At 60.3% G+C, this 26,859-nt stretch carries 22 protein-coding genes; 15 read left to right on the top strand and 7 right to left on the bottom strand.

All coding sequences use genetic code 11. The features are described from left to right. Positions 1-7: 7 nt before the first annotated feature. From frr to rpsB, 4 genes are all read right to left on the bottom strand, one after another. Positions 8-565: a ribosome recycling factor gene (gene frr / locus H7995_RS09630; RefSeq protein WP_166588558.1), complete on the bottom strand. Its 558-nt coding sequence runs from the start codon at positions 563-565 to the stop codon at positions 8-10. Beyond that, positions 562-1,305, bottom strand: coding sequence for a UMP kinase (gene pyrH / locus H7995_RS09625; protein WP_011059526.1), 744 nt, complete (start codon positions 1,303-1,305; stop codon positions 562-564). The genes frr and pyrH overlap by 4 nt, the downstream gene beginning before the upstream one ends. 209 nt (positions 1,306-1,514) lie before the next feature. Further along, the gene (gene tsf, locus H7995_RS09620) at positions 1,515-2,378 is read right to left on the bottom strand and encodes a translation elongation factor Ts (RefSeq protein ID WP_157714741.1); all 864 of its coding nucleotides are present in this window, start codon (positions 2,376-2,378) and stop codon (positions 1,515-1,517) included. Positions 2,379-2,568: 190 nt separating this feature from the next. Further along, positions 2,569-3,306: a 30S ribosomal protein S2 gene (rpsB, locus tag H7995_RS09615; RefSeq protein ID WP_003219330.1), complete on the bottom strand. Its 738-nt coding sequence runs from the start codon at positions 3,304-3,306 to the stop codon at positions 2,569-2,571. A gap of 371 nt (positions 3,307-3,677) precedes the next feature. Here rpsB and map point away from each other — a divergent pair, with 371 nt between their 5' ends. The 3 genes from map (at position 3,678) to dapC (ending at position 8,567) form a co-directional block, all read left to right on the top strand. Then, on the top strand, positions 3,678-4,460 hold the full coding sequence (map, locus tag H7995_RS09610; protein ID WP_166588559.1) for a type I methionyl aminopeptidase: 783 nt from the start codon (positions 3,678-3,680) through the stop codon (positions 4,458-4,460). Between the two features lie 42 nt (positions 4,461-4,502). Continuing rightward, a complete protein-coding gene (locus H7995_RS09605; RefSeq protein WP_185818278.1) occupies positions 4,503-7,205 on the top strand; it encodes a [protein-PII] uridylyltransferase in 2,703 nt (900 codons plus the stop codon). 162 nt (positions 7,206-7,367) lie between these two features. Further along, a complete protein-coding gene (gene dapC, locus H7995_RS09600; RefSeq protein WP_166588561.1) occupies positions 7,368-8,567 on the top strand; it encodes a succinyldiaminopimelate transaminase in 1,200 nt (399 codons plus the stop codon). A 7-nt stretch (positions 8,568-8,574) separates the two neighbouring features. On the opposite strand, the gene H7995_RS09595 is transcribed toward dapC, so the two are convergent. After that, positions 8,575-10,206 carry a Na+/H+ antiporter gene (locus H7995_RS09595; RefSeq protein WP_166588562.1) on the bottom strand — a complete coding sequence of 544 codons (1,632 nt, stop codon included), beginning with the start codon at positions 10,204-10,206 and terminating at the stop codon, positions 8,575-8,577. A 289-nt stretch (positions 10,207-10,495) separates the two neighbouring features. On the opposite strand from H7995_RS09595, the gene H7995_RS09590 reads away from it, so the two are divergent. From H7995_RS09590 to H7995_RS09565, 6 genes are all read left to right on the top strand, one after another. Next, the gene (locus H7995_RS09590; protein ID WP_232534623.1) at positions 10,496-10,804 is read left to right on the top strand and encodes an arsenate reductase; all 309 of its coding nucleotides are present in this window, start codon (positions 10,496-10,498) and stop codon (positions 10,802-10,804) included. A gap of 33 nt (positions 10,805-10,837) precedes the next feature. After that, positions 10,838-11,872: a 2,3,4,5-tetrahydropyridine-2,6-dicarboxylate N-succinyltransferase gene (gene dapD, locus H7995_RS09585; RefSeq protein ID WP_166588564.1), complete on the top strand. Its 1,035-nt coding sequence runs from the start codon at positions 10,838-10,840 to the stop codon at positions 11,870-11,872. A 90-nt stretch (positions 11,873-11,962) separates the two neighbouring features. After that, on the top strand, positions 11,963-13,168 hold the full coding sequence (locus tag H7995_RS09580) for an aminotransferase class V-fold PLP-dependent enzyme (RefSeq protein WP_185818277.1): 1,206 nt from the start codon (positions 11,963-11,965) through the stop codon (positions 13,166-13,168). Further along, complete coding sequence (locus H7995_RS09575; RefSeq protein WP_166588566.1) at positions 13,165-13,581, top strand: SufE family protein; 417 nt, start codon at positions 13,165-13,167, stop codon at positions 13,579-13,581. Before H7995_RS09580 ends, H7995_RS09575 begins: the two co-directional genes overlap by 4 nt. 556 nt (positions 13,582-14,137) lie before the next feature. Further along, complete coding sequence (locus tag H7995_RS09570; RefSeq protein WP_185818276.1) at positions 14,138-15,328, top strand: YcaO-like family protein; 1,191 nt, start codon at positions 14,138-14,140, stop codon at positions 15,326-15,328. Beyond that, a complete protein-coding gene (locus tag H7995_RS09565) occupies positions 15,325-17,052 on the top strand; it encodes an ATP-binding cassette domain-containing protein (protein WP_166588568.1) in 1,728 nt (575 codons plus the stop codon). The genes H7995_RS09570 and H7995_RS09565 overlap by 4 nt, the downstream gene beginning before the upstream one ends. A gap of 23 nt (positions 17,053-17,075) precedes the next feature. Here the strand turns inward: H7995_RS09565 and tcdA are convergent, their stop codons facing one another. Continuing rightward, on the bottom strand, positions 17,076-17,888 hold the full coding sequence (gene tcdA / locus H7995_RS09560; RefSeq protein WP_166588569.1) for a tRNA cyclic N6-threonylcarbamoyladenosine(37) synthase TcdA: 813 nt from the start codon (positions 17,886-17,888) through the stop codon (positions 17,076-17,078). Between the two features lie 219 nt (positions 17,889-18,107). Between tcdA and H7995_RS09555 the strand changes: the two genes are divergently transcribed. The 4 genes from H7995_RS09555 to H7995_RS09540 all read left to right on the top strand — a co-directional run bounded on the left by H7995_RS09555 (position 18,108) and on the right by H7995_RS09540 (position 23,320). Continuing rightward, entirely contained in the window at positions 18,108-20,699 is a 2,592-nt protein-coding gene (locus H7995_RS09555; RefSeq protein ID WP_166588570.1) for a glycosyltransferase, read from the top strand. Positions 20,700-20,897: 198 nt separating this feature from the next. Continuing rightward, positions 20,898-22,049, top strand: coding sequence for a succinyl-diaminopimelate desuccinylase (gene dapE / locus H7995_RS09550; RefSeq protein WP_166588571.1), 1,152 nt, complete (start codon positions 20,898-20,900; stop codon positions 22,047-22,049). Continuing rightward, on the top strand, positions 22,049-22,858 hold the full coding sequence (locus tag H7995_RS09545) for a putative RNA methyltransferase (protein ID WP_182343658.1): 810 nt from the start codon (positions 22,049-22,051) through the stop codon (positions 22,856-22,858). The genes dapE and H7995_RS09545 overlap by 1 nt, the downstream gene beginning before the upstream one ends. Before the next feature lie 84 nt (positions 22,859-22,942). Then, complete coding sequence (locus H7995_RS09540; protein WP_185818275.1) at positions 22,943-23,320, top strand: hypothetical protein; 378 nt, start codon at positions 22,943-22,945, stop codon at positions 23,318-23,320. A gap of 123 nt (positions 23,321-23,443) precedes the next feature. Here the strand turns inward: H7995_RS09540 and H7995_RS09535 are convergent, their stop codons facing one another. Beyond that, positions 23,444-23,653 carry a cold-shock protein gene (locus H7995_RS09535; protein WP_095166762.1) on the bottom strand — a complete coding sequence of 70 codons (210 nt, stop codon included), beginning with the start codon at positions 23,651-23,653 and terminating at the stop codon, positions 23,444-23,446. 248 nt (positions 23,654-23,901) lie between these two features. Here H7995_RS09535 and plsB point away from each other — a divergent pair, with 248 nt between their 5' ends. After that, positions 23,902-26,403 carry a glycerol-3-phosphate 1-O-acyltransferase PlsB gene (plsB, locus tag H7995_RS09530; protein ID WP_185818274.1) on the top strand — a complete coding sequence of 834 codons (2,502 nt, stop codon included), beginning with the start codon at positions 23,902-23,904 and terminating at the stop codon, positions 26,401-26,403. A gap of 51 nt (positions 26,404-26,454) precedes the next feature. Continuing rightward, positions 26,455-26,853, top strand: coding sequence for a YbaY family lipoprotein (locus tag H7995_RS09525; RefSeq protein WP_166588574.1), 399 nt, complete (start codon positions 26,455-26,457; stop codon positions 26,851-26,853). Positions 26,854-26,859: the final 6 nt, after the last annotated feature.

Below are 26,859 nucleotides of genomic sequence, written 5' to 3'. Positions count from 1 at the left end.
TGACCCCTTATACGGCCATCAGGTCCTTTTCTTTATCTTCCGTGGCCTTGGTGATCAGGGCCTCAGACTCCTTGGTCAACTTATCGATATCGGCGATTGCACGACGCTCTTCGTCTTCGCTGATTTCCTTGTCCTTGACCAGCTTCTTCAGCTCACCCAAGGCATCACGACGAATATTGCGCACGGCAACACGGGCATCTTCGGCTGCGCTGCGCGCCTGCTTGGTGAAGCCCTTGCGGGTTTCTTCAGTCAGGGCCGGCATCGAGATCAGCAGCATCTCACCCAGGTTGGTCGGGTTGAGGTTCAGGCCGGCGCTCTGGATAGCCTTGTCGACGGCAGCGAGCATGTTGCGCTCGAACGCCACGACCTGCAGGGTGCGCGAGTCTTTCACGGTAACGTTGGCCACGCCGCTCAGCGGAGTGTCGGAACCGTAGTAAGGCACCATCACGCTGCCCAGGATGCTTGGGTGGGCCTTGCCAGTACGAATCTGGCCAAACGCCAGGTTCAGAGACTCCAGGGATTTTTGCATACGCGCCTGGGCGTCTTTCTTGATGTCGTTGATCATTGTTCGCCTTCCTCGATCAGAGTCCCTTCAGCGCCGCCATGTACGATGTTCAGCAGGGCGCCGGGCTTGTTCATGTTAAATACGCGCAGCGGCATCTTGTGGTCGCGGCACAGGCAGATAGCCGTCAGGTCCATGACACCCAGCTTGCGATCCAGCACTTCATCGTAGGTCAGATGATCGAACTTCTCGGCATGCGGGTCTTTGAATGGATCTGCGGTGTACACACCATCAACCTTGGTCGCCTTGAGCACGACGTCGGCATCGATTTCGATCGCGCGCAGGCAGGCGGCCGAATCGGTGGTGAAGAACGGGTTACCGGTACCGGCCGCGAATATCACCACTTCTTTGGAGTTGAGGTGACGCATGGCTTTGCGGCGATCGTAGTGATCGGTCACGCCAACCATGGAAATGGCCGACATCACGATGGCCGAGATATTGGCACGTTCCAGCGCATCGCGCATGGCCAGGGCGTTCATCACAGTGGCCAGCATGCCCATGTGGTCGCCCGTGACCCGATCCATGCCAGCAGCACTCAGTGCCGCGCCGCGGAACAGGTTGCCACCCCCAATCACCAGACCGACCTGGACACCGATACCGACCAGTTGGCCGACTTCCAGCGCCATGCGATCCAGGACCTTGGGGTCGATCCCGAACTCTTCGGAGCCCATCAAGGCCTCGCCGCTAAGCTTGAGTAGAATGCGTTTATAGCGAGCCTGATAACCACTGCCCTGCTGAGCCATTGCGAATCTCTCCTGCGGCGTATTTTAAAAAATTCTGTGCTGGCTGTTTGCAGCCTGCGTTTACTCTAGCTTGACGCTATCACAGCGCCATCAGAACACGGCTTTGTAAGCCAGTTCCGAAGGGAAGCCAAATAAAATCGACCTCCCATTTGAAAAGAGGCTGCGCGCGTGAGCGGGCAGCCTCTTTCGGGCGACAGTTGAAAACTGTCTTATTGCTTGGCAGCAGCCAGCTGGGCAGCAACTTCTTCAGCGAAGTTGTCGACCGGCTTCTCGATGCCTTCGCCTACTTTGAAGTAAGTGAAGGAAACGATTTCAGCACCGGCTTTCTTGGCCAGTTCGCCAACCTTGATTTCAGGGTTCTTGACGAACGCCTGCTCAACCAGGCTTGCTTCAGCCAGGAACTTGCTGATACGGCCTTTGACCATGTTCTCAACAATGTTTTCTGGCTTGCCTTTGATTTTTTCTTCGTTCAGCTGCAGGAACACGGCTTTTTCGCGCTCGATCGCTTCAGCGGAAACTTCCGATGGCAGCAGGAACTCAGGGTTGCTGGCCGCTACGTGCATAGCGATGTCCTTGGCCAGCTCAACGTCGCCGCCTTTCAGAACAACAGCTACACCGATCTTGTTGCCGTGCAGGTAGCCACCAACCACATCACCTTCAACGCGAGCCAGGCGACGGATGTTGACGTTTTCGCCAACCTTGCCGACCAGTACCAGGCGAGCAGCTTCTTGAGCTTCGATCAGCGGAGCGACGTCAGTCAGCTTGTCGGCGAACGCTTTTTCAACGCTGGCAGCAACAAATGCCTTGAAGTCGTCCTGCAGAGCCAGGAAGTCAGTCTGCGAGTTCACTTCCAGCAGGACTGCGGATTTACCGTCTTCCTTCAGAGCGATAGCGCCTTCAGCAGCAACGTTGCCTGCTTTTTTGGCAGCCTTGATCGCGCCCGAAGCACGCATGTCATCAATGGCTTTTTCGATGTCGCCGCCAGCCTTGGTCAAGGCCTTTTTGCAGTCCATCATGCCTTCGCCAGTACGCTCGCGCAGTTCTTTGACCAACGCTGCAGTAATCTCTGCCATTTTCAAATTCCTCTTGGATAGGTTTTCAACCATTCCACCCGATCGAACGGGCGATCAATTCTTCTCGATCCACCCTTTGTTAGCTGCCGCACGTTACAAAAAGGCAGTGGGCGCCGACAAATGGTTTTCGAGGTGGCAAAAAGGGGGCCAAGCCCCCTTTTTGCTTACTGAGTCAACGCCAAGGCGTCAATTACTCAGCTGCTGCTACCGGAGCTTCTTCTACGAACTGCTCGGTGCCGCCAGCAACGTGGTTGCGACCGCGGATCACAGCGTCAGCCATCGAACCCATGTACAGCTGGATAGCGCGGATTGCGTCATCGTTGCCTGGGATGATGTAGTCAACGCCTTCCGGGCTGCTGTTGGTATCGACTACGCCGATAACCGGGATGCCCAGCTTGTTGGCTTCGGTGATCGCGATGCGCTCGTGATCAACGTCGATAACGAACAGTGCGTCAGGCAGACCGCCCATGTCCTTGATACCACCCAGGGAACGATCGAGCTTTTCCAGGTCACGAGTGCGCATCAGCGCTTCTTTCTTGGTCAGCTTGGCGAAAGTACCGTCTTCGGCTTGCACTTCAAGGTCACGCAGACGCTTGATGGAAGCACGGATGGTTTTGAAGTTGGTCAGCATGCCGCCCAACCAGCGGTGATCGACGTACGGCGAACCGCAACGTGCTGCTTCTTCAGCAACGATCTTGCCAGCGGAACGCTTGGTGCCGACGAACAGAATCTTGTTTTTGCCCTGGGCCAGACGCTCTACGAAAGTCAGAGCTTCGTTGAACATTGGCAGGGTTTTTTCAAGGTTGATGATGTGGATCTTGTTACGCGCGCCGAAAATGTATTTACCCATTTTCGGGTTCCAGTAACGGGTCTGGTGACCGAAGTGCACACCGGCCTTCAGCATATCGCGCATGTTGACTTGGGACATGATAGTTCCTTAATAAGTCGGGTTTGGCCTCCACGTATCCCAATGACCAACCAGCAGCTTCAGCTGAAGGCACCCAGGTCATCGTGTCGACACGTGTGTGGATTTAAGCCTTTCGGGGCATCCCCGGAAAGCGGCGCATTTTATACCACAGCAAGGCTGAAAACGGAACCCGGTTTCTCAAAACCGGGTCAGCGCGGGTGTTCCAGCCCTTGGAATCGCTCAAGAATGCGCCATTCTATAGAGAGAAGCGATGCATGCCGCCACGGATTTGCCGTGATCGTCTGTTAGAATCGCGTTTTTCAGGCCTGCGCGCCGCATCACGCAGAGCCCATTCCGCATAGCAAGCGCCACTGAGCGTAGAGAGAGCCTGTATGACCGTCACCCTCAAAACCCCAGAGGACATCGCCAAAATGCGTATCGCCGGCAAGCTCGCCGCCGATGTGCTGGAAATGATTGCCGAACACGTCAAGCCCGGGATCACCACCGAAGAGCTCGACCGCATCTGCCACGACTACATCGTCAACGTGCAGCAGGCCATCCCTGCCCCGCTCAACTACAAAGGCTTCCCGAAGTCGATCTGCACCTCGATCAACCACGTGGTCTGCCACGGTATTCCGAACGAGAAGGCCCTGAAGGACGGCGACACCCTGAACATCGACGTCACGGTGATCAAGGACGGCTACCACGGCGACACCAGCCGCATGTTCCACGTCGGCAGCGTGCCGGTCTGGGCCGAGCGCCTGTCCCAGGTCACCCAGGAGTGCATGTACAAAGCCATCGAGATCGTCAAACCCGGCTGCCGCCTGGGCGATATCGGCGAAGTGATCCAGAAGCACGCTGAAAAGAACGGCTTTTCGGTCGTGCGCGAGTTCTGCGGCCACGGCATCGGCAAGGTGTTCCACGAAGAGCCACAGATCCTGCACTACGGCCGTGCCGGTACCGGCATGGAACTGCAAGCCGGCATGACCTTCACCATCGAGCCGATGATCAACCAGGGCAAGGCCGACACCAAGGTCCTGGGCGATGGCTGGACCGCCATCACCAAGGACCGCAAGCTCTCGGCCCAGTGGGAACACACCCTGCTGGTGACCGAAACCGGCTACGAAATCTTCACCTTGCGCAGCGATGACACCATCCCTCGCGTTTCCGCCTGACCTGCCGCTCCCAGCCTTATAGATAGAAAGGAAAGCCAATCGATGCCGCAGGTGGATCCCGAACTCTTCGACCGCGGCCAGTTCCAGGCTGAACTGGCCCTGAAGGCAAGCCCGATTGCGGCTTTCAAGAAGGCCATCCGCCAGGCCCGCGAAGTGCTGGACACGCGCTTTCGCAGTGGCCGGGACATTCGCCGGCTGATCGAGGATCGCGCCTGGTTCGTCGACAACATCCTGCAAAAGGCCTGGGACCAGTTCAACTGGAGCGAAGACGCCGACATCGCGCTGGTCGCGGTCGGCGGCTACGGCCGAGGCGAGTTGCACCCCTATTCCGATATCGACCTGCTGATCCTGCTGGACAGCGCCGATCACGAAGTTTTCCGCGACTCCATCGAGCGCTTCCTGACCCTGCTGTGGGACATCGGCCTGGAAGTGGGCCAGAGCGTGCGCTCGGTGGACGAATGCGCCGAGGAGGCCCGCGCCGACCTGACGGTTGTCACCAACCTCATGGAAAGCCGCACCATTGCCGGCCCCGAGCGCTTGCGCCAGCGCATGCTAGAGGTCACCAGTACCGCACACATGTGGCCGGCCAAGGAGTTCTTCCTGGCCAAGCGCGCCGAGCAGAAGGCCCGCCACCACAAATACAACGACACCGAATACAACCTGGAACCCAACGTCAAAGGCTCGCCCGGCGGCCTGCGGGATATCCAGACGATCTTGTGGGTGGCTCGCCGCCAATATGGCACCCTGAACCTGCGCGCCCTGGCCGGCGAAGGTTTCCTGGTGGAAAGCGAGAACGCCCTGCTGGCCTCCTCCCAGGAATTCCTGTGGAAAGTCCGTTATGCCCTGCACATGCTCGCCGGACGCTCGGAAGACCGCCTGCTGTTCGACCACCAGCGCTCGATCGCCGGCCTGCTGGGTTTTGAAGGCGAAGACGCCAAGCACGCCATCGAAAACTTCATGCAGCAGTACTATCGGGTGGTGATGAGCATTGCCCAGCTCAGCGACCTGATCATCCAGCACTTCGAGGAAATCATCCTCGCCCCGGCCGACGAAGCGCCGCCGCAGCCGATCAACTCGCGTTTCCAACTGCATGACGGCTACATCGAGGCCATCAACCCCAACGTGTTCAAGCGCACGCCGTTTGCCATGCTGGAAATCTTCGTGCTGATGGCCCAGCAGCCGGAAATCAAGGGCGTGCGCGCCGACACCATTCGCCTGCTGCGCGAACACCGGCACCTGATCGACGACGACTTCCGCCACGACATCCGCAACACCAGCCTGTTCATCGAACTGTTCAAGTGCAAGATCGGCATCCACCGCAACCTGCGGCGGATGAACCGCTACGGCATCCTCGGTCGCTACCTGCCGGAGTTCGGTTTTATTGTCGGGCAGATGCAGCACGACCTGTTCCACATCTACACGGTCGATGCCCACACCCTGAACCTGATCAAGCACCTGCGTAAGCTGCAATACACAAAGGTGTCGGAAAAATTCCCGCTGGCCAGCAAGCTCATGGCCAAGCTGCCCAAGCCGGAACTGATCTACCTGGCCGGGCTGTACCACGACATCGGCAAGGGCCGGCATGGCGACCATTCCGACATCGGCGCGGTGGACGCGGAAGCCTTCTGCCAGCGCCATCAGCTCCCCGCCTGGGACAGCCGCCTGATCGTCTGGCTGGTGCAAAACCACCTGGTGATGTCGACCACCGCCCAGCGCAAGGACCTGTCCGACCCGCAGGTGATCCACGACTTCGCCCAGACGGTCAGCGACGAGACCCGTCTCGACTACCTGTACGTACTGACCGTCGCGGACATCAACGCCACCAACCCGACCCTGTGGAACTCCTGGCGCGCCAGCCTGTTGCGCCAGCTCTACACCGAGACCAAGCGTGCCCTGCGCCGCGGCCTGGAAAACCCAGTCGACCGCGAGGAGCAGATTCGCCAGACCCAAAGCGCGGCCCTGGACATCCTGGTACGCGGCGGCACCGATCCGGACGACGTCGAGCAACTCTGGTCGCAACTGGGTGACGACTACTTCCTGCGCCACACCGCTGGCGACGTGGCCTGGCACAGTGACGCGATCCTCCAGCAACCGGCCGATGGCGGCCCGCTGGTCCTGATCAAGGAGACCACCCAGCGCGAGTTCGAAGGCGGCACCCAGATCTTCATCTACGCACCGGACCAACACGACTTCTTTGCCGTGACCGTGGCCGCGATGGACCAGCTCAACCTGAACATTCACGACGCCCGGGTCATCACCTCCACCAGCCAGTTCACCCTCGACACCTACATCGTGCTCGACACCGACGGTGACTCGATCGGCGACAACCCGGCCCGGGTCAAACAGATCCGCGACGGCCTGACCGACGCACTGCGCAACCCGGACGACTACCCAACCATCATCCAGCGCCGCGTGCCGCGCCAGCTCAAGCATTTCGCCTTCGCGCCCCAGGTGACGATCCATAACGACGCCCATCGCCCGGTGACGGTGCTCGAGCTCAGCGCCCCGGACCGTCCGGGCCTGCTCGCCCGGATCGGGGGGATATTCCTGGAGTTCGACCTGTCACTGCAAAACGCCAAGATTGCCACCCTCGGCGAACGGGTCGAAGACGTTTTTTTCATTACCGACGCCCACAACCAGCCGCTCTCGGACCCGGAGCTGTGCCGCCGGCTGCAGGATGCAATCGTCGAGCAGTTGAGCGTCACCCAGGAACCGGATATCAAGCTTTCGCGCCTGAGCATTTGACTCCAGCCTCCCCCTGTGGGAGCGGGCTTGCCCGCGATGGCGCCGGCACATTCAAGGCCCACAGTGGCTGATCCACCGCTATCGCGGGCAAGCCCGCTCCCACGCTGGATCTGCTGCATTACACAGATTGCATTCATTTAATGACGCCATCGAGACTCACCGATGAACAACGCTCTGAACCAGCTCCAGCCCTACCCGTTCGAGAAACTGCGCGCCCTGCTCGGTGCTGTCACGCCCAACCCTGACAAGCGCCCGATCGCCCTGTCCATCGGCGAGCCAAAACATCGCTCGCCAAGCTTCGTCGCCGAAGCCCTGGCCAGCAACCTGGAGCAGATGGCCGTTTACCCGACCACCCTCGGGATCCCGGCCCTGCGCGAAGCCATCGCCGGCTGGTGCGAGCGGCGCTTCAACGTCCCCGCCGGCTGGATTGACCCGGCGCGCAACGTGTTGCCGGTCAACGGCACCCGTGAGGCCCTGTTCGCCTTCACCCAGACCGTGGTCAACCGTGGCGACGACGCGCTGGTGGTCAGCCCGAACCCGTTCTACCAGATCTACGAAGGCGCCGCGTTCCTCGCCGGGGCCAAGCCGCACTACCTGCCGTGCCTGGACGAAAATGGCTTCAACCCGGATTTCGACGCCGTGTCGCCAGACATCTGGAAACGCTGCCAGATCCTGTTCCTGTGCTCTCCAGGCAACCCAACCGGTGCGTTGATTCCGGTGGACACCCTGAAAAAGCTGATCGCCCTGGCTGACGAATACGACTTCGTGATCGCCGCCGACGAGTGCTACAGCGAGCTGTACTTCGACGAACAAACCCCGCCCCCCGGCCTGTTGAGTGCCTGCGTGGAACTGGGCCGCCAGGACTTCAAACGCTGCGTGGTGTTCCACAGCCTGTCCAAGCGCTCCAACCTGCCAGGCCTGCGCTCGGGCTTCGTGGCCGGCGATGCCGAGATCCTCAAGGGTTTCCTGCTGTATCGCACCTACCACGGCTGCGCCATGCCGGTCCAAACCCAACTGGCCAGCGTCGCCGCCTGGAACGATGAAGAGCACGTGCGCGCCAACCGCAGCCTGTACCGCGAGAAGTTCGACGCAGTGCTGGCGATCCTCAGCCCGGTGCTCGACGTCCAGCGCCCGGATGGCAGCTTCTACCTGTGGCCGAACGTCGGCGGCGACGACGCGACCTTCTGCCGCGACCTGTATGTCGAAGAGCACGTCACGGTGGTGCCGGGCTCTTACCTGTCGCGCGAAGTCGACGGCTTCAACCCGGGTGCCGGTCGCGTGCGCCTGGCCCTGGTTGCGCCCCTGGCCGAATGCGTGGAAGCCGCCGAGCGGATTCGCGCCTTTATCCAGCGCCACCAGTAACCCGGCGTTACTTCATCGGCCCCAGGTTGGCCTCGCTCAAGTCGAGGTCGGCCAGCACTTCGCGCAGCACGTCATCACCGATCTGGTGATGACGACTGAGCCGGTACAGCTCCAGACGCTGGGCCCGCAGCGCATTCAAGCGCAGGCGCCGCTCCAGCAAGTCCATCTGAAACGCCAGGGCCTGGGCTTCGGCGGAATCGTTGAAAACCTCCAGTTGATGCCGGTACTCGGACATGATCCGTGCCTTGAGCTCCACTGCCAGCGCAGCCTGTGCCGCATCCTGCGGATTGGCCTCCTCGGCCTCCAAGGCGTGAATCGCCGCCTCGGCGGTCTTGCGCCAGGCGTCGCGCACCTCTTGCCGGCGCTTGTCGTCCGGACTTTTCGGCAGACCGCGTAACAGCAGCGGCAAAGCGATGCAGGCCGTCACCAGCGACAACAGAATCACCCCGGCGGCAATGAAGATCAGCAGGTCGCGTTCTGGAAACGCCTCGCCGCCCATCAGCATCGGCACCGACATCACACCCGCCAGCGTCACCGCCCCACGCACGCCACCCACCGTCAACAGCCAGCAGGAACGGGCGGTCGGCACCTGGGTCAGCTCGCCCTTGCCGCGCCAGCGCCGCAGTAGCACCGACAAGCGCCAGATGCTCTGCACCCAGATGAACCGCAGCATCACCAGCGCCAGGAAAATCGCCACCACTTCCAGGCAACGGTAAAACAGGGTCGGCCACAACGAGCTTTCGTGACTGACCACAGCCTTGATGATGTCCGGCAGCTGCAGACCCAACAGCAGGAAAATCAGGCCATTGAAGGCAAATTCCAGCAGCGACCAGACACTGCGATTGAGCAACCGGGTGCTGGTCTGACGCGGCAGCAGGTCAAGCCAGCTCTGCATCATCCCCGCCGCCACCGCCGACAGAATCCCCGAGACACCCAGGCGCTCGGCCAGCACATAGGCGGCAAACGGCAGCAGCAACATGAACACCACGTGGGTCGCCGGATCGTCCCAGCCGCGGGCGATCATCCAGGCGCGCAACCGCCCGACCAGCCAGCTCAGGGCCACGCCGACCAGCAGCCCGCCAATGGCCACCAGGACAAAGGTCAGGCTGGCATTGGCCAGGGAAAACGCTCCGGTAATGGCCGCCGCCAGGGCAAACTTGAAGGTCACCAGGCCCGAGGCGTCATTCATCAGGGCCTCACCCTGCAGCATGTGCATCAAGGGCGTGGGCAAGCGGTTCTGGGAGATTGCCGAGACCGCCACGGCATCGGTCGGCGACAACACCGCCGCCAGCGCAAAGGCCACCGGCAACGGAATGCTCGGTACCAGCCAGTGAATGAAGTAGCCCGCCCCGACCACGGTGAACAACACCAGCCCCACCGCCAGCGTCAGGATCGGCCCGCGCAACTTCCATAGCTCGCGCTTGGGCATGCGCCAGCCATCGGAGAACAGCAGTGGGGGCAGAAACAGAAACAGGAACAGCTCGGGATCGAGCGCCACATGCAGCCCCAGCGTCGGCCACGCGAGCAGCGCCCCGGCGGCGATCTGCACCAGCGGCAACGGCAGTGGAATCACCCGGCCCACCAGGCGCGAGACGCTAACCAGCATCAGCAGGATGAGGACGGTATAAGCGGTTTGCATAAAACAACAGTTCCCGGACAGTCGACGCACAACAGCACACATCAGGCAACAAGTTGCCGTTGAAGTGCCATATTAGACGCTTAAGCTATCCTTCGACCTTTACACAAAGGTCGCACCTGACCCGGTAACCTGTCGCACAATCGTTTTATGGCCGTCGCTGCCGACGCCGAACCTCCTCGGTCATGGCATAATCCTTCACCTTTTAGTTCCAGCACCTCCAAAGGGGGGCAATTCCGTGACCGCTTCAAGCAAAACGTTGCACCTTTTCGGCATCAAAGCCTGCGACACCATGAAAAAGGCGCGCACCTGGCTCGATGAAAACGCTGTCAGCTTTGATTTCCACGATTACAAGACGGCCGGAATCGACCGTGAACACCTGACCCAGTGGTGCAACGAGCACGGCTGGCAAGTGGTGCTTAACCGTGCAGGCACGACCTTTCGCAAACTCGACGACGAACGCAAAGCCGATCTCGACCAGGCGAAAGCTATCGAACTGATGCTCGCACAACCCTCGATGATCAAGCGCCCGGTGCTCGATCTCGGTGACCGAACCCTGATTGGCTTCAAGCCAGATATCTACGCGGCCGCACTCAAGTAAGGCAGCCCGTTCAATTTTGTTAGAGGTAATTGCATGTCCACTACCCTGTTCAGCGTGGCCTTTGGTGTTGGTACCCAGAATCGTCAAGGCACATGGCTGGAAGTGTTTTACGCCCAACCCCTGCTCAACCCGTCGGCCGAATTGATCGCCGCCGTTGCCCCGATCCTCGGTTACACCGAAGGCAACCAGGCCATCGCGTTCACTACCGCCCAGGCCGCGCAACTGGCCGAAGCCGTGAAAGGCATCGACGCGACCCAGGCCGCCCTGCTGACCCGCCTGGCGGAAAGCCACAAGCCGCTGGTCGCCACCTTGCTGGCCGAAGACGCACAACTGAGCTCCACCCCTGAGGCCTACCTCAAGCTGCACCTGCTGTCCCACCGCCTGGTCAAGCCACACGGCCTGAACCTGGCCGGGATCTTCCCGCTGCTGCCTAACGTCGCCTGGACCAGCCAGGGCGCCATCGACCTCAGCGAACTGGCCGAGCATCAACTCGAAGCGCGCCTGCGTGGCGAGTGGCTGGAAGTGTTCTCGGTGGACAAGTTCCCGAAAATGACCGACTACGTGGTACCGGCCGGCGTGCGTATCGCCGACGCCTCGCGGATCCGCCTGGGTGCCTACGTGGGCGAAGGCACCACCGTGATGCACGAAGGTTTCGTCAACTTCAACGCCGGCACCGAAGGCCCGGGCATGATCGAAGGCCGCGTGTCGGCAGGTGTCTTCGTCGGCAAGGGTTCGGACCTGGGCGGCGGCTGCTCCACCATGGGCACCCTGTCGGGCGGCGGCAACATCGTGATCAAGGTCGGCGAAGGCTGCCTGATCGGCGCCAACGCCGGTATCGGCATCCCATTGGGCGACCGCAACACCGTCGAGTCGGGCCTGTACGTCACCGCCGGGACCAAAGTGGCCCTGCTGGATGAAAACAACCAACTGGTCAAAGTGGTCAAGGCCCGCGAACTGGCCGGTCAGTCCGACCTGCTGTTCCGCCGCAACTCGCAGACCGGCGCCGTGGAGTGCAAGACCCACAAGTCGGCCATCGAGCTGAACGAAGCGCTGCACGCTCACAACTAAGCGTCACACGAGTTCACCTGTAGGAACGAGCCCGCTCGCTCCTACAGGGGCCTGGCATATGCCCGCCCATGTTCACTAGGGCCCGATAGCATGATGATTTCCTCACCCTGGCGCGCCGACTTCCCGGCCATCGCCGCCCTGCAACGGCAAGACCAGACCTACCTGGACAACGCCGCCACCACCCAGAAACCCCAAGCCCTGCTCGACGCGCTGGCGCACTACTACGCCAATGGCGCGGCCAACGTCCATCGGGCGCAACACCTGCCCGGCGCCCATGCCACGCAAGCGTTCGAAGACAGCCGCAGCAAAGTCGCCCATTGGCTCAATGCCGGCAGCAGCGGGCAAATCATCTTCACCCACGGCGCGACCTCTGCGCTGAACCTCCTGGCCTATGGCCTGGAGCACCTTTTCCAAGCGGGCGATGAAATTGTCATCAGCGCCCTGGAACACCACGCCAACCTGCTGCCCTGGCAACAACTGGCCAACCGTCGCGAGCTTAAGCTGGTGATACTGCCACTGGATGCCGATGGCGTGATCGACCTGCAGGCCGCCGCCGGACTGATCGGCCCCCGCACCCGGTTGCTGGCCGTCTGCCAACTGTCCAACGTGCTGGGGGCTTGGCAGCCACTGGCGCCGCTGCTGGCCCTGGCGCAAGCCCACAACGCCTTGACCGTGATCGATGGCGCCCAGGGCGTGGTCCATGGCCGGCATGACGTGCAGGCGCTGGGCTGCGACTTCTATGTGTTCTCCAGCCACAAACTCTACGGGCCTGATGGCCTGGGCGTGGTATTTGGCCGCCACGCCGCCCTGGAGCAATTGCAACCCTGGCAGTTCGGTGGCGAGATGGTGCTGGACGCCGACTACCACGACGCACGGTTCCGCCCGGCCCCCCTGGGGTTTGAAGCCGGGACCCCGCCGATTGCCAGCGTGATTGGCCTGGGCGCGACCCTCGACTACCTGGCGGGCCTGGACCAGGACGCAGTGTCGGCCCACGAAGCGGCGCTACATGAGTACCTGTTGAAGGGCCTGCGGGCGCGCAAGGGCATCCGGCTACTGGGCACCCCCCAACTGGCACTGGCCAGCTTTGTCGTCGAGGGCGTGCACAATTCCGACCTGGCCCACCTGCTCACCGAGCAAGGGATTGCCGTGCGCGCCGGTCATCACTGCGCCATGCCATTGCTCAAGAGCTACAAGCTGGCCGGGGCCATTCGTGTGTCCCTGGCGCTGTACAACGACTCCGAAGACCTTGAGCGCTTCTTCGAAGCCCTGGACCAAGCCCTGGAACTGTTGCGATGAACCTGCCCGCCGAAGCCGTCAACGCCCTGCACACCTTCCAGGCCGCCGCCGGCTGGGAACAACGGGCCCGCCTGCTGATGCAATGGGGCGACCGCCTGCCGCCCTTGAGTGAAGCCGACAAATCCGAGACCCACCGCGTGCACGGCTGTGAAAGCCAGGTGTGGCTGGTGGGCAAGTTGCACGACGGCCACTGGCAGTTTGCCGCGAGCAGCGATGCGCGCTTGATCCGCGGGCTGGTGGCATTGCTGCTGGCCCGGGTCAACGGCTTGTCCGCGCAAGACCTGCAACAGGTAGATTTACCAGACTGGTTCAACCAACTGGGCCTCAGCCGCCAACTCTCCCCGTCACGCAGCAATGGCTTGAATGCGGTGTTGCAGCGGATGAATGAGTTGGCAATAGCACTTCCTTTTTAAGAAACTTCTTCAGCACCAGAACGAAATTCTGCTGCTTTCGTCCGCCCGACACCTATTGGCGGTATGCATGGACATGTTCAGACCTAAATGGAGCCCCGAATAATTCACACCCTCAAACTTATTAAACATCGCAAGCCGCTGACACAACGCAATAAAATCAAAAACCTCAACAAAAACAAAAACAAAAAATATAAACGTTTTACCCCCACCCACCCGTAGGAATAAACCCACACTTGCACGGGAAGTTTCGCAACACTTTTTGATTGAAAAAACATTCGGCGAAAGCATTAATAACTCACTTGCGCAAAATCAACGCAAGTGCGGGGCTTACTCACAAGCACCGCCTTTATCAAAAAGGAGTCAACATCATGGGTAAAAGACGTACCGAAATAGTCCCAGGGGATGAAATCCCACAGGCAATGGGGAGATCAGGTGGATTCCTGAAAAGCGAAGAAAAATTCTTTGCTTTCCTGATAATCTGATACTCACTGCGCGGTACCAGTAACCAGTGCCGAAAGGACACCCTTTCGGCACTCGCAGCCTCACGAGGTTACTTATGTCTGAAAGAGAATTCCCCCCCGCTATTGCGCTAGCAAAAATCAAAAAAATCATTCAATCACTGAACCTTCGCTCGAAAACACATTACACTGACGAACACAAACTAGTAGCAACCGCAGAACTCGTTGACGAGAACAACAAACACATACAATCGGGAGCTGGAAAAGGACCCGACTCACTTACTGGAGCGCTAGCTGAAAGCATTGAACACTTCAGTACATTCCAGCGAAACAAAGGCCAAGCACTCAATCAAAATTGCGAGTTAATCGCCACACAAAAAGGAGCTGAGCATGATGGACTTTTAACAGGCCTTCCATATAGAGCAGGACCAATAGAAGCGTTCAAACTTACAACCCTAGACAATGCAGAGACGCTTTACATTCCGAGTATTATTCTTTGCCCAACCATAGAGAAAGACTCATGGGACGGTGAAGATCCAAACATGCAATTCCTGTCTCGCTACTCATCCAACTCGGGGATTGCATTTGGTTGCACCAAAGCCGAGGCAATTCTGCACGGAGCCAATGAGGTCATTGAAAGACACATTCTGTCTTGCTTTTTTATGGCAGTCTGCACAATCGGTCCGTCCCTGAAATTGTATAGCCCCTCGAAGGCATTGCTCACGAAAGCGCTAGAGAGCACCCCCCACGCGCTTTCGTTAGCTGAGCAGCTACAAATAATCATCATAAAAGACGTGATGAATATTTACTTCTCTGTTGCGATACCTAAATACGGCCCTGGAGATTTTCATATTTCACCGATCGGCTCAGGTTGCTCGTTGGATATCTGCACTGCCGTTCAAAGGGCTGTCACAGAACAACATCAAGTACACACTCTATATGACGACACACAAGAGATAGTCGACCGCAGATCGTTAGACTTCCTGAGCAGATCAAAAATACTGAGACACTTAATTGACTTCGAGCCTGCAACACACCTCAGACTCCCAACACTGGATTTGCCTTCAATAAACTTCAACACAAGCGTTCCACTACAACTTAGAACATTAGAAAACAACCTGATAGCCTCTGGAAAAACTATATACCATAGAATAATTTCTCGATACCCAGACGACGGTATCGTTTGCCAAGCATATGTCCCGAGACTAGAACGCTTCAATCTAATTAGAAATGGGTCTTGGGTTGCTCCTCAAGCGATACTTCGGCAAGCACCAGCAGGCACCCTATGAAGACCCTAATTAAATCAGCCTGTAAAAATCACTCAACACTACTCACATCAACGACAATTGCAATAATAGCGTTAAAGGTCATAGCACTAATACCGCCACTATTACTAGGTAAAATTATCGACATTTTAGGCAGTGAAGCCCCATCGCCTCTAAGTACACTCCTATATCTCACTACAGCCTTTACACTAGCCGGCTGCATCCAGGCACTTATCAATCCATTACAAACAGTTTTCTTATCAAAATTGGTCCAGCAAGTAGTGAAAGACGCATCCATCCACTGGATCTCCCAATTAATGCGCAAGGAATTCCTGCAGTTCAGCGCGTGGCGTATCGGACACTTTATAAAGTCGGTCGAACGGGGAATTACCGCGCATGAACAACTGCTGACCTTCTTTGTGACCATCGGATTCCCTCTGTGTCTCGAGTTCCTGATCGTCGCAGGGGCTTTTATCTACATGGGGGGCGCAGGTATCTTTTTCGCCATGGCCAGCTTGGGCATCGTCTATCTGTTTGTCGCCCATCGGATCATCCGATGGCGCAGAAAACATATTGATGCCGTCAATGAGCAAGAGGATGAACTCAGCGCCGTGCTGTTCAATACCCTGAGCAGCGCCAAGACGATAAAGCTGGAGCGTGCCGAGCACACCGCAACTGCGCCGCTGAACCATGCGTTCAAGCGCTATGCCGGGGCGGCTGTAACCGTCGCAAGCTCAGGTGGGGTGTTGAGCGGGGTAAAAACCTTGTTTGTGAGCGTTTCCATGGGCGGATTGCTCGCCTGGGGCGTCCTCGATCAATTGTCGGGCGAGCCCAGCATCAGCGTCGGTCAGTTGGTGGCGACCTTTTCCATTGCCGGTAGTTTTTTACTCAACATCACTGCCTTGACCGAAGGTTATCGGGTCCTTGATCAGTTTCTCGCTGACCAGCGCCGCTTCCAGCACTTGCTCTCGCTGCCAAACTTCGATGACGACACTCGAGGGGCCGACCTCAATCCCCTCGCACCCTCGACACTGGTACTAGGCCCTGTAGTTGTGAGAGACAACGAGGCCGTCCGGCTGTCCATCAACAACCGTATCGCGTTCACCCAGGGCCAATCGGTTGCCATCATCGGCCCCAGTGGCGCGGGGAAATCCACCTTGCTCGAAGCACTGGCGGGTTTGAATGTACTGGCGAGGGAGCAGCTAAGCATCGACGAGGTGGCGCTTTCCCGTCTCAATGCCCAGACCCACTTGACGCTTGTGCGGTACTGCCCCCAGTCACCGCAGTTTCTTGAGGGCATCTTTGCCAGAGCGGTCCTGTTCGGTATTACCCCATCACCGGGTCTCAAGCACGCGATTCAACAACTGAAGCTTGAAGAGGTCGTATCCGAGCGTTGTCTGACGGAAAACGCATCGAACATTTCAGGAGGGGAAGCCAAACGGCTGTCACTGCTGCGCCTGATCAACCGGCCAGGGCGGTTCAATCTGTTTGACGAGCCCAGCGCGTCGATTGAGCCGAAACTGGCCACACCCGTGTGGGATTTGTTATTCGCCACCTTTACCAAGCGCGGACTGATTTGTGTCACCCATGATGTGGAGCACTTGCACCGCTTTGATCGCGTCATCGTCATGCATGACGGTTCGATCGTTGACGACGGCCCATGGTGCGATCTGTCGGACAAGGCTGTCGTCAAGGCACTGTTGAGCGACGTTGCGGCGCGCAGCGGTCTGACAGCCCCCCCGCGCTAGTCTTCGCCCCACTCTGTAAGCCTTTATACCTGTGGTTTGGCCCGATCCGCCGGCCGCCGCACACCCGCCACAATCTTGTCCACCGCCTTGGTCGCCGCCACCATGCCGAAGGTCGCGGTCACCATCATCACTGCGCCAAAGCCGCCAGCGCAGTCCAGTTTCACGCCGTCGCCGACAAAACTTTTCTGAAGGCAGATGCTGCCATCGGGTTTGGGGTAGCGCAGTTGCTCGGTGGAGAACACGCACGGCACGCTGTAGTGGCGGGTCACGGTGCGGGAGAAGTTGTAGTCGCGACGCAGGGTCGAGCGCACTTTTGAGGCCAGCGGGTCGTTGAAGGTGCGGTTCAGGTCGCAGACCTGGATCAGCGTCGGGTCGATCTGCCCGCCAGCGCCGCCGGTGGTGATGATCTGGATCTTGCGACGTTTGCACCAGGCGATCAGCGCGGCCTTGGCGTTGACGCTGTCGATGCAGTCGATCACGCAGTCGATGTCCGGGGTGATGTACTCGGCCATGGTCTCGCGAGTGACGAAGTCCGCCACCGCGTGAACCGTGCACTCGGGGTTGATCCCGCGCAGGCGCTCGGCCATGACCTCGACCTTGGGTTTGCCCACCGTGCTGTCCAGGGCGTGCAACTGCCGATTGGCGTTGCTCACACAGACGTCGTCGAGGTCGAACAGGGATATCTCGCCCACCCCGCAACGGGCGATGGCTTCTGCCGCCCAGGAACCGACGCCACCGACGCCGACTATCGCCACGTGGGCCGCGCGCAACCGGGCCAGGCCTTCAATGCCATACAAGCGGGCGATGCCAGCAAACCGCGGATCTTCTGTACTCATGACCACTACCCTAAAAACCGGCGCGCATTATAGGGCCACGGGCCGATAAGTTTTAACCTTCTGGCTACAAGTGTAAGAACTAATGTGAAAGTAGATTGCCCAATGTCCGGCATTTCCCTGTCTGCTATACGGTCAGTGAAGGCCCAGTGTAGGATGCGCGCCCTTTGGCGGTAAGCCGACCACCCCCTCGTTCCGCACCTTTTGGAACCCGAAATAGCTATGTCATCGCGTAAATTTGGACTCAACCTGGTGGTAGTGCTGGCGATCGCCGCGCTGTTCACCGGTTTCTGGGCGCTGATCAACCGCCCGGTCACGACCCCCAACTGGCCAGAGCAGATCTCCGGTTTTTCCTACTCGCCGTTCCAGCAAGGCCAGTACCCGCAGAAAAACCAGTTTCCGTCCGACGAAGAAATGCGTCGTGACCTGGAAATCATGAGCAAGCTGACCGATAACATCCGCACCTACTCCGTCGACGGCACCCTGGGCGACATTCCCAAGCTGGCGGAAGAGTTTGGCCTGCGCGTGACCCTCGGTATCTGGATCAGCCCGGACCTGGAACGCAACGAACGGGAAATCCTGCGGGCCATCGAGATTGCCAACAGCTCGCGCAGCGTGGTGCGGGTGGTGGTCGGCAACGAAGCGATTTTCCGCAAGGAAATCACCGCCGAGCAGCTCAGCGTGATCCTTGACCGAGTGCGCGCCGCAGTCAAAGTCCCGGTGACCACCTCCGAGCAATGGCACGTCTGGGAAGAAAACCCGATGCTGGCCAAGCACGTCGACCTGATCGCCGCCCACGTCCTGCCCTACTGGGAGTTCGTGCCGGTGGACCAGGCAGGCCAGTTCGTCCTGGACCGCGCCCGCGACCTGAAGAAGATGTTCCCGAAAAAACCGCTGCTGCTCTCCGAAGTGGGCTGGCCAAGCAACGGCCGCATGCGCGGCGGTGCCGATGCCACGCCGGCTGACCAGGCGATTTACCTGCGCACCCTGGTCAACAAGCTCAACCGCCAGGGCTTCAACTACTTCGTGATCGAAGCGTTTGACCAGCCGTGGAAAGCCAGCGATGAAGGCTCGGTGGGCGCCTACTGGGGCGTATTCAACGCCGCGCGCCAGCAGAAATTCAACTTTGAAGGCCCGGTCGTCGCGATCCCTCAATGGCGAGTGCTGGCCATCGGCTCCGTGGTCCTGGCGCTGCTGTCCCTGACCCTGTTGATGATCGACGGCTCGGCCCTGCGCCAGCGTGGTCGTACCTTCCTGACCTTCATCGCGTTCCTCTGCGGTTCGGTGCTGGTGTGGATCGGCTACGACTACAGCCAGCAATACAGCACCTGGTTCAGCCTGACGGTGGGTTTCCTGCTCGCCCTCGGTGCCCTGGGGGTGTTTATCGTGTTGCTCACCGAAGCCCACGAACTGGCCGAGGCGGTGTGGATCCACAAACGCCGGCGCGAGTTCCTGCCGGTGCTGGGTGATTCGAACTACCGCCCCAAAGTGTCGATTCACGTGCCCTGCTACAACGAGCCGCCGGAGATGGTCAAACAGACCCTCAATGCCCTGGCCAACCTCGATTACCCGGACTTTGAAGTCCTGATCATCGACAACAACACCAAGGACCCGGCCGTCTGGGAGCCGGTGCGGGACTACTGCGCCACCCTCGGCCCGCGCTTCAAGTTCTTCCACGTCGCGCCCCTGGCCGGTTTCAAGGGCGGCGCGCTGAATTACCTGCTGCCGCACACCGCCAAGGACGCCGAAGTGATCGCGGTGATCGACTCCGACTACTGCGTGCACCCCAACTGGCTCAAGCACATGGTGCCGCACTTCGCCGATCCGAAAATCGCCATCGTGCAATCGCCACAGGACTACCGCGACCAGAACGAAAGCACCTTCAAGAAGCTCTGCTACGCCGAATACAAGGGCTTCTTCCATATCGGCATGGTCACGCGCAACGACCGCGATGCGATCATCCAGCACGGCACCATGACCATGACCCGCCGCACCGTACTCGACGAACTCGGCTGGGCCGACTGGTGCATCTGCGAAGACGCCGAGCTGGGTCTGCGGGTGTTCGAGAAAGGCCTGTCGGCGGCGTACTACCACGACAGCTACGGCAAGGGCCTGATGCCCGATACCTTTATCGACTTCAAGAAACAGCGCTTCCGCTGGGCCTACGGCGCGATCCAGATTATCAAGCGTCACACCGCCAGCCTGATCCGTGGCAAGGACACCGAGCTGACCCGTGGCCAGCGCTACCACTTCCTCGCGGGCTGGCTGCCGTGGGTGGCCGACGGCATGAACATCTTCTTCACCGTGGGCGCCCTGTTGTGGTCGGCGGCGATGATCATCGTGCCGCACCGGGTCGACCCACCGCTGCTGATTTTCGCGATCCCGCCCCTGGCGTTGTTCGTGTTCAAGGTGGGCAAGATCATCTTCCTCTACCGTCGGGCGGTGGGGGTCAACCTCAAGGATGCGTTCTGCGCGGCGCTGGCTGGCCTGGCGTTGTCCCACACCATCGCCAAGGCGGTGCTGTACGGCTTCTTCACCAGCAGCATTCCGTTTATCCGCACCCCGAAAAATGCCGATAGCCACGGTTTTTGGCTGGCGATTTCCGAGGCCCGCGAGGAAATGTTCATCATGCTGCTGTTGTGGGGCGCGGCGCTGGGGATCTGCCTGGTACAAGGCCTGCCGAGCAACGACATGCGCTTCTGGGTGACCATGCTGCTGGTGCAGTCGCTGCCGTACCTGGCGGCGCTGATCATGGCCTTCCTGTCGTCGTTGCCAAAACCTGCGGCCAAGGCTGAAACTCAACCAGCGGTCTAAATCTGTACCGATGCACTAAACGGCGGCCAATGGTCGCCGTTTTGCTTTAAGATATCCGCCATTTTGCGCGCCCTGACCACAATTGCTGTGGGAGCGAGCCTGCTCGCGATGAGTCCGTCACATTCAACCTCTATGTTGAGGCTGGTTGCGCTATCGCGAGCAAGCTCGCCCCCACATTAAGATCTTCCGGAGTCTTACATGACGGCCCACGCCGACCTTTCGCCGACCCTCCAACTTGCCATCGACCTGATTCGTCGTCCGTCCGTGACGCCGCTCGATGCCGATTGCCAGAAGCAGATGATGCAGCGTCTGGGCGATGCCGGTTTTCTGCTGGAGCCGATGCGCATCGAAGATGTGGATAACTTCTGGGCCACCCACGGTCAGCAGGAAGGTCCGGTATTGTGCTTCGCCGGTCACACCGATGTTGTGCCCACCGGTCCGGTGGCGGCCTGGCAGATCGACCCATTCGACGCCTTGATCGACGAGCACGGCATGCTCTGCGGGCGTGGCGCGGCCGACATGAAAGGCAGCCTGGCGGCGATGACCGTGGCGGCCGAACGTTTTGTCACCGACTACCCGAACCACAAGGGCAAGGTTGCCTTCCTGATCACCAGCGACGAGGAAGGCCCGGCGCACCACGGCACCAAGGCTGTGGTCGAGCGCCTGGCTGCGCGCAAGGAGCGTCTGGACTGGTGCATCGTTGGCGAGCCGTCGAGCACCACCCTGGTGGGTGACGTGGTCAAGAACGGTCGCCGTGGCTCCCTCGGTGCCAAGCTGACCGTGCGCGGCGTGCAAGGCCACGTGGCCTACCCGCACCTGGCGAAGAACCCGATCCACCTCGCCGCCCCGGCCCTGGCCGAACTGGCCGCCGAGCACTGGGATCACGGCAACGATTTTTTCCCGCCGACCAGCTTCCAGATTTCCAACGTCAACTCCGGCACCGGCGCGACCAACGTGATCCCCGGCGAACTGGTGGCGGTGTTCAACTTCCGCTTCTCCACCGAGTCCACCGTTGAAGGCCTGCAACAGCGGGTCGCCGTGATCCTCGACAAGCATGGCCTGGACTGGCACATCGACTGGGCCCTGTCCGGCCTGCCGTTCCTCACCGAGCCCGGCGCCCTGCTGGATGCCGTGGCCTCGAGCATCAAGGACATCACCGGTCGCGACACCCACGCCTCCACCAGCGGCGGCACCTCGGATGGGCGTTTTATCGCCACCATGGGCACCCAGGTGGTCGAGCTCGGGCCGGTCAACGCGACGATCCACCAAGTCAACGAGCGAGTCCTGGCCAGCGACCTCGATGTGCTGACTGAAATCTACTACCAGACCCTGATCAAGTTGCTCGCCTGATGCTGGCCTGCCCTATCTGCAGCGCGCCGCTGAGCACAGTCGACAACGGTGTGACGTGCCCGGCCGGGCACCGTTTCGACCGCGCCCGCCAGGGTTACCTGAACTTGCTGCCGGTGCAGCACAAGAACAGCCGAGACCCCGGCGATAACCAGGCCATGGTCGAAGCCCGTCGCGACTTCCTCAACGCCGGGCATTACGCCCCGGTGGCCAGGCGCCTGGCCGAGCTGGCCGCCGAACGCGCGCCGCAACGCTGGCTGGATATCGGCTGTGGCGAGGGTTACTACACCGCGCAGATCGCCGCGGCCCTGCCCGCCGCCGAGGGCTATGCCCTGGACATCTCCCGCGAAGCCGTGAAGCGCGCCTGCAAGCGCAATCCACAGCTGACCTGGTTGATCGCCAGCATGGCCCGGGTGCCGTTGGCCGATGCCAGCTGCCAGTTCCTGGCCAGCGTCTTCAGCCCGCTCGACTGGCAGGAGGCCAAGCGCCTGCTCAGCCCTGGCGGCGGCCTGATGAAAGTCGGCCCGACCAGTGGTCACCTGATGGAATTGCGTGAGCGTCTGTACGACGAAGTCCGTGAGTACACCGATGACAAGCACCTGGCGCTGGTGCCGCAAGGCATGACCCTGCAACACAGCGAGACCCTGGACTTCAAACTGAACCTGGTACTCCCCCAGGATCGCGCCAACCTGCTGGCCATGACCCCCCATGGCTGGCGCGCCAGCGCTGAACGCCGGGCGGCGGTGATCGAACAGGTCGAGCCGTTCGAGGTCAGTGTGTCGATGCGCTACGATTACTTCGTGCTGCAATAACCCTTTAACTTTTGGCCCTCGCCACAGGCGTGGGCCGGCTAAATCCGCGAATGGATTTTTCGAAACCTGCCGTGAGGAATATCCATGCGCCAACCCGATATCGAGATTTACCTCAAAGACGCCGACGTCGACTACAAGGCCATCGCTGCCTGGCTCGGCGCTGCGCTGGGCCCTTGCACCGACTGGGTCCAGAAAGGCCAGACCTACAAGTGCGAGGCCGGCAACGTGCCCGTGACCTGGCTGCCAAAAGCCGTGGGCAAGTGGAACAGCCTGTACCTGGAAAGCGACCAGACCCCCTGGGACGACGACATCGCCTGCGCCCGCGCCGCGTTTGCCGCACTGAACGTCGAAGTGCGCTGCGCACCGGGGACTTGGGTCGAGGAAGAAGGTGAAGAATCGGCTGATCGCTGGATGCGCATCAGCGCTGACGGTGAAGAAGAGATCACCTGGAAAACTGCTTAATCACCTGTGGGAGCGGGCTTGCCCGCGAAGACGATGGCACATCCAGCATTGATGTGACTGACAAACCGCTTTCGCGGGCAAGCCCGCTCCCACACTGGTTTTGCGTGCACTGAAGACCTGAGCTTACAGCCCTACCACGTCCTCAGCCTGCAATCCCTTCTGCCCATCCACCACGGCGTATTCCACTTGCTGGCCCTCGACCAGCGAGCGGTGGCCTTCGCCACGGATCGCGCGGTAGTGCACGAACACATCCGCCCCTCCCTCACGCTGGATGAAGCCATACCCCTTGGCGTCGTTGAACCACTTCACGTTGCCGGTCTCGCGCGTTGCCATCAATCAGTACTCCCGTTTTTTATTATTAAGTCGGCCTGCTCCAGGACAAGCCTGCAGTACGTTTGCCACGGCTCGACGATGGGTAAGCATCCGGGTCGATAGTGGCAAACGGCTGGCCGAGTATATGCCAGCCACAAAAACTCTCAACTCAACAATACTTCGCCACCTTTTTGCCGATTTTCGACGAATACGGCACACTAGCGGCCCCGAGCACCTGCTCGGTTTATCCAACTCAAAGCAGAAGCCGTATGACCCGCTCCCCGCTCCGCCGTCTAGTGTTTGGCACCTTGCGCCGACTGTTGTACCTCTGGGTCCGCTCGGAGACGATCAACCAGTCGTCCTTTACCCTCAACCTCGACCGCAGTCGCCCGGTGTTCTACGTCCTGCAAAACCCCTCACTGACCGACCTGACCGTGCTCGACACCGAGTGCACCAAGGCCGGCTTGCCGCGTCCGGTGCTGCCGGTGTCGGTGGGTAACCTGCTGGAGCCGGCCGCGTTCTTCTACCTGACGCCGGAGCCGGACTGGCTCGGCCGCCAGGACAAGCGCGGCGCACCGCCAACCCTGACCCGCCTGGTCAGCGCCCTGAGCCAGAACGCCGCCGAAGACGCGCAGATCATTCCCGTTAGCGTGTTCTGGGGCCAGTCGCCAGACAGCGAATCGAGCCCGTGGAAATTGCTGTTCGCCGACAGCTGGGCCGTCACCGGCCGCCTGCGTCGCCTGCTGAGCATCATGATCCTGGGACGCAAGACCCGGGTGCAGTTCTCCGCACCGATTCACTTGCGCGAGCTGATCGACCACAACAAGGGCCATGAGCGCACCGTGCGCATGGCCCAGCGCATCCTGCGGGTGCACTTTCGCAACCTCAAGGCCGCGGTGATCGGCCCGGATATTTCCCACCGCCGCAACCTGGTCAAGGGCCTGCTCAACCAACCGCTGGTCAAGCAGGCGATCCTCGACGAAGCCGAGCGCGAGAACATCTCGCCGGAAAAAGCCAAGGCCCAGGCCCTGCGTTACGGCAACGAGATTGCCTCGGACTACACCTACACCGCGATCCGCTTTCTGGAAGTGGTGCTGAGCTGGTTCTGGAACAAGATCTACGACGGGATCAAGGTCAACCACATCGAAGGCGTGCAGAAGGTCGCCCAGGGTCACGAAGTGATCTACGTGCCGTGCCATCGCAGCCACATCGACTACCTGTTGCTGTCCTACCTGCTCTTTCGCAACGGCCTGACCCCGCCGCACATCGCTGCCGGGATCAACCTCAACATGCCGGTGATCGGTGGCCTGCTGCGCCGTGGCGGGGCGTTTTTCATGCGTCGTACCTTCAAGGGCAACCCGCTCTACACCTCGGTATTCAACGAATACCTGCACACCCTGTTCACCAAGGGCTTCCCGGTGGAGTACTTCGTCGAGGGCGGGCGCTCGCGCACCGGGCGCATGCTGCAACCCAAGACCGGGATGCTGGCCATTACCCTGCGCAGCTTCCTGCGTTCGTCGCGCATGCCCATCGTCTTCGTGCCGGTGTACATCGGCTATGAACGGGTGCTGGAAGGCCGCACCTACCTGGGCGAACTGCGGGGCGCGAGCAAGAAGAAAGAGTCGATCTTCGACATCTTCAAAGTCATCGGCGCGCTCAAGCAGCGCTTCGGCCAGGTCGCGGTGAACTTCGGCGAACCGATCAAACTGGCCGAGTTCCTCGACAGCGAGCAACCGGACTGGCGCAGCCAGGACCTGGGCCCGCAGTTCAAGCCCACCTGGCTCAACGAAACCACCAACCGCCTGGGCGAACGTGTAGCGCGTCACCTCAACGAAGCAGCGGCGATCAACCCGGTCAACCTGGTGGCCCTGGCATTGCTCTCCACCAGCCGCCTGGCGCTGGACGATCGGGCGATGGCGCGGGTGCTCGACCTGTACCTGGCCCTGCTGCGCCGCGTACCTTACTCGCCGCACACCACCTTGCCCGAAGGCGACGGCCGCGCGCTGATCGAACACGTCAAGGACATGGACCTGCTGTCCGAGCAAAACGATGCGCTGGGCAAGATCCTCTATCTGGATGAGCAGAACGCCGTCCTGATGACCTACTACCGCAACAACGTGCTGCACATCTTCGCCCTGCCAGCGCTGCTCGCCAGCTTCTTCCAGAGCGCCTCGCGGATGAACCGCGAACAGATCCTGCGCTACACCCGTGCGCTGTACCCGTACCTGCAATCGGAGTTGTTCATTCGCTGGTCGCTGGACGAACTGGACGCGGTGATCGACCAGTGGCTCGAAGCCTTTGTCGAGCAAGGCCTGCTGCGCCTGGAAAACGATGTGTACCTGCGGCCGGCCCCCAGCTCGCGGCATTTCGTGTTGCTGACCTTGCTGTCCAAGAGCATCGCCCAGACCCTGCAGCGCTTCTACATGGCCATCTCGCTGCTGCTCAACAGCGGCCAGAACACCCTCAGCGCCGAAGAGCTGGAAGACCTGTGCACCGTCATGGCCCAGCGCCTGTCGATCCTGCACGGCCTCAACGCTCCCGAGTTCTTCGACAAGAGCCTGTTCCGCCACTTCATCCAGACCCTGCTCGACCTCGATGTGCTGCGGCGCGACGAAGCCGGCAAACTCAGCCATCATGAGTTATTGGGTGAGCTGGCCGAAGGCGCGGCCAAACGTGTGTTGCCTGCGGAAATTCGCCTGTCGATCCGCCAGGTCGCGCTGCATCGCAGTGAAGATGCCGCCGATCAACCGGCACCGCCACCCACCGTCTAAATCAATCAGGGCGCCAGCCGTGTGCTGGTGTCCTCGCTACGGAGAACCGTGATGAAAAAACTCACCCTGCTCGCCGCCGCCGTCTTACTCACCGCTTGCCAGACGCCCTCCTCCGAACCCAAGGCATCCCTGGACGGGGAAGTCTTCTACCTGCAGCGCATCGCATTGCCGCCGACGGCGACCTTGAGTGTCAGCCTGCAAGACGTGTCCCTCGCCGATGCTCCGGCCCGGGTGATCGACGAACAGAAAGGCCCGGTTCAAGGCCAGGTCCCCCTGAAGTTCCACCTCAGCTATGACCCTCTGCAAGTTGAACCTGGCCACCGCTACTCGGTGAGCGCGCGGATCGAAAACGACGGCAAGTTGCTGTTCATCACCACCGAGCATCACGCCGTGCAGCTCGATGGCAAGGACCCACAACCGCTGCAAGTGCGCGTCGACGCCGTGCGCTGAGTCCGT

It is taken from the genome of Pseudomonas kielensis (assembly GCF_014236655.1).
GTDB lineage: Bacteria > Pseudomonadota > Gammaproteobacteria > Pseudomonadales > Pseudomonadaceae > Aquipseudomonas > Aquipseudomonas kielensis.
Note: the sequence above shows the minus strand (reverse complement) of the source record. Positions and strands in the feature narration are given on the sequence as shown.